At 53.3% G+C, this 2,402-nt stretch carries 2 protein-coding genes and 1 pseudogene; 2 read left to right on the top strand and 1 reads right to left on the bottom strand.

The genetic code is table 11. The features are described 5' to 3' along the window. Positions 1–268: calcium-binding protein (locus AC1D06_RS42420; protein WP_477991551.1), on the bottom strand; the 268-nt coding region annotated here is incomplete at its 3' end. 788 nt (positions 269–1,056) lie between these two features. Here AC1D06_RS42420 and AC1D06_RS42415 point away from each other — a divergent pair. Together AC1D06_RS42415 and AC1D06_RS42410 are read left to right on the top strand one after the other, a co-directional pair. Then, positions 1,057–1,541, top strand: a pseudogene (locus tag AC1D06_RS42415) (IS6 family transposase); the annotation flags it as partial. Between the two features lie 234 nt (positions 1,542–1,775). Then, positions 1,776–2,363 carry a glycoside hydrolase family 113 gene (locus tag AC1D06_RS42410; RefSeq protein ID WP_477991549.1) on the top strand — a complete coding sequence of 196 codons (588 nt, stop codon included), beginning with the start codon at positions 1,776–1,778 and terminating at the stop codon, positions 2,361–2,363. Positions 2,364–2,402 lie beyond the last annotated feature (39 nt).

Genomic DNA, 2,402 nt, shown 5'->3' with positions numbered 1-2,402 from the left:
AGGAGGTGATCTGGTCGTTGCCGTTGCCGCCGTAGAAGGTGTTGAGGCCGAATGCGTCCGACAGCTGGTCATCGTCATCGCCACCATCGAGCAGGTCATTGCCGAGCCCGCCGTCGAGCGTGTCGTTGCCACTGTCACCATAAAGCGTGTCCGACCCGTCRCCGCCGACCAGCGTGTCATTGCCCTCGAGCCCATGGATCTCGTCGTCACCAACCGTGCCGGCCAAAGACTCCGATGACGCCGTGCCTGTGATTACGTTGACGGCCATCTGCAACCTCCACCCACGTTGCGGCGAGGCGCGGCCTCGCACCAGTTTGAATAAATTCACAAAGGAATTTGAACAAATGCAGGGCTCGATATCGACGAACCGCCTGGATCAAAGTGCTGAACTAAATGCTTGCTACCTGCTCAAAGGCACTTTCGAAGCTACTGCCATTTTTGCTTGGCTCCCATCTCCCCGAGTTCGCCTAACAGACAGTAACGTATTGTCGCCAGCCCACCGCTGATCGTGTCGTTGTCCAATGTTCCGCCGATCGAGGCCATGATATTCCCCCGTCTTTCTGCTTAATCACACAAACAGGGCAGCGAGCACGTTGCATGTGAAAATGCCGCCTAAGGATGAGAGAGCARCCGTCGGTCATCCGACGAACCGACCTGAAGTCCTTGTCGTCCACTCCCCTGAGTTGAGCATGCGCTGCTGGCGTTTCGCGTCGAGCTTCGACGTCGGATCATCAGCAATACTTCCACGTAGCTTGGTCCGTCAAGAAAAAATTAAAGAAAATTAATAGTATCAAAAACTCTAAGCAAGATTCCATAGGCAACTACTTATAATCGTTGAAGCTTATGGGCTCTGTCCAAGTTTTTTGACTTGATTTTCTTCAATTTTTTTCTGCTTTTTCGAGCGCGATTGAGAAGCGCTGAGTTGCGGACGCAAGTTTGCGCCCCCTAAAACTTTGCCTCCGATCGATCGCCGCGGTGTCGCGTCCACCTCCTTTGAAGGAGCCAGGGGCATCGTCAACTTAACGAACTGGGGATTTTGATGTGCGATGGCGAGTCATGACGCACCGTGATCCGCTTTATCGCCACCATCGTTTTCCGGCCGAAATCATCGCCCATGCCGTGTGGCTGTATTTCCGGTTTCCGCTCAGCCTGCGGATGGTCGAGGACATGCTGGCGGCGCGAGGGATCATCGTTTCGCATCAAACGGTCCGGCTTTGGGCAGAAAAATTCGGCCGCGCTTCGCCAATCAGATTCGTCAACGTTCGTGCGGCCAGCTCGGCGATAAATGGCATCTCGACGAGGCCGTGATTTCGATCCGAGGCGAGAAACATTGGCTGTGGCGCGCCGTTGATCAGGACGGATTTGTGCTGCATGTGCTGGTGCAAAGCCGCCGCAATGCCAAAGCAGCCAAAACGCTGATGCGCAAGTTGCTGAAGCGTCAAGGCTGTGCGCCACGCGTGATGGTTACCGTCAAGCTTCGATCCTATAACGCCGCAAAACGAGAGATCATGCCCGGCGTCGAGCACCGTTCACACAAAGGCCCGGGTATGATCGTCTGCAGATACCCAGCATCTCCGCTTGTCTCCTGACCGTTAAGTTTGCGACACCATTTGCACTGCTCTTGTTCTGACCCCTATAGGGGCCGGTACAACTGCGGTGATAGAAGTCCTGATCCGCGGCGACTAGTAGCTGCACAAAATTTAAATTTGATTTGACTCTGATGCAGAAAGCGTTTTGCTACCCTCTATTCGACATAATTCGTGCGGACAAAGGCGATGGATTGGCGCAGCAGCAATTTTATGCTCCTGGATTCTGATGTCGTCGGGAATGACATGAAGCCAATTCTGGAGAATTTCCGCGGCTTTTGCGAAACTTACAAAAATTATGGTCAGAATACAGTCTCGCTTACATGGTTCAATCCGGTGGACCCGCAAAGCGGCAAGATCCTTGATCATTATGGTGACGAGGTTCCGGATTATTTCCGCTCTTTGCCGACGACAGAACTCCTGCAGCGCCTAACCGACGAGGCGCATAAAGAAGGTCTGAAGGTTATTTGGAAACCGCAGTTTATTCTGAATAACAGTTCCGGCCGCAATGTGAGCGCGTATTTCGCTGGCCAGGATTTTCCCGGTAATGACTTTGTGGCGAGCGTCGACAGCTTTTGGAAGAAGCTCTCTCCGGTGGCCGACAAGAGCARTGTCGACCTGCTGGTGCTCGGGACCGAGAACGATGATTATGCTGTGGGCCAATACGAAGCGCAATGGCGGAAAATCATCTCGGATGTGCGTTCGCGCTTTTCGGGGGAGTTGACCTACGACGCTCTAGGCCGTAAACTCATAAACGGGCTTCCCCTTTGGGTTTGACGGTGATTCAAGGCTGCCATTGATTTGGGAGCCTAATGA

Source organism: Rhizobium sp. P2_G2 (assembly GCF_056403555.1).
The sequence above is the reverse complement of the archived record's forward strand: the minus strand, read 5'-3'. Positions and strand labels throughout refer to the sequence as shown.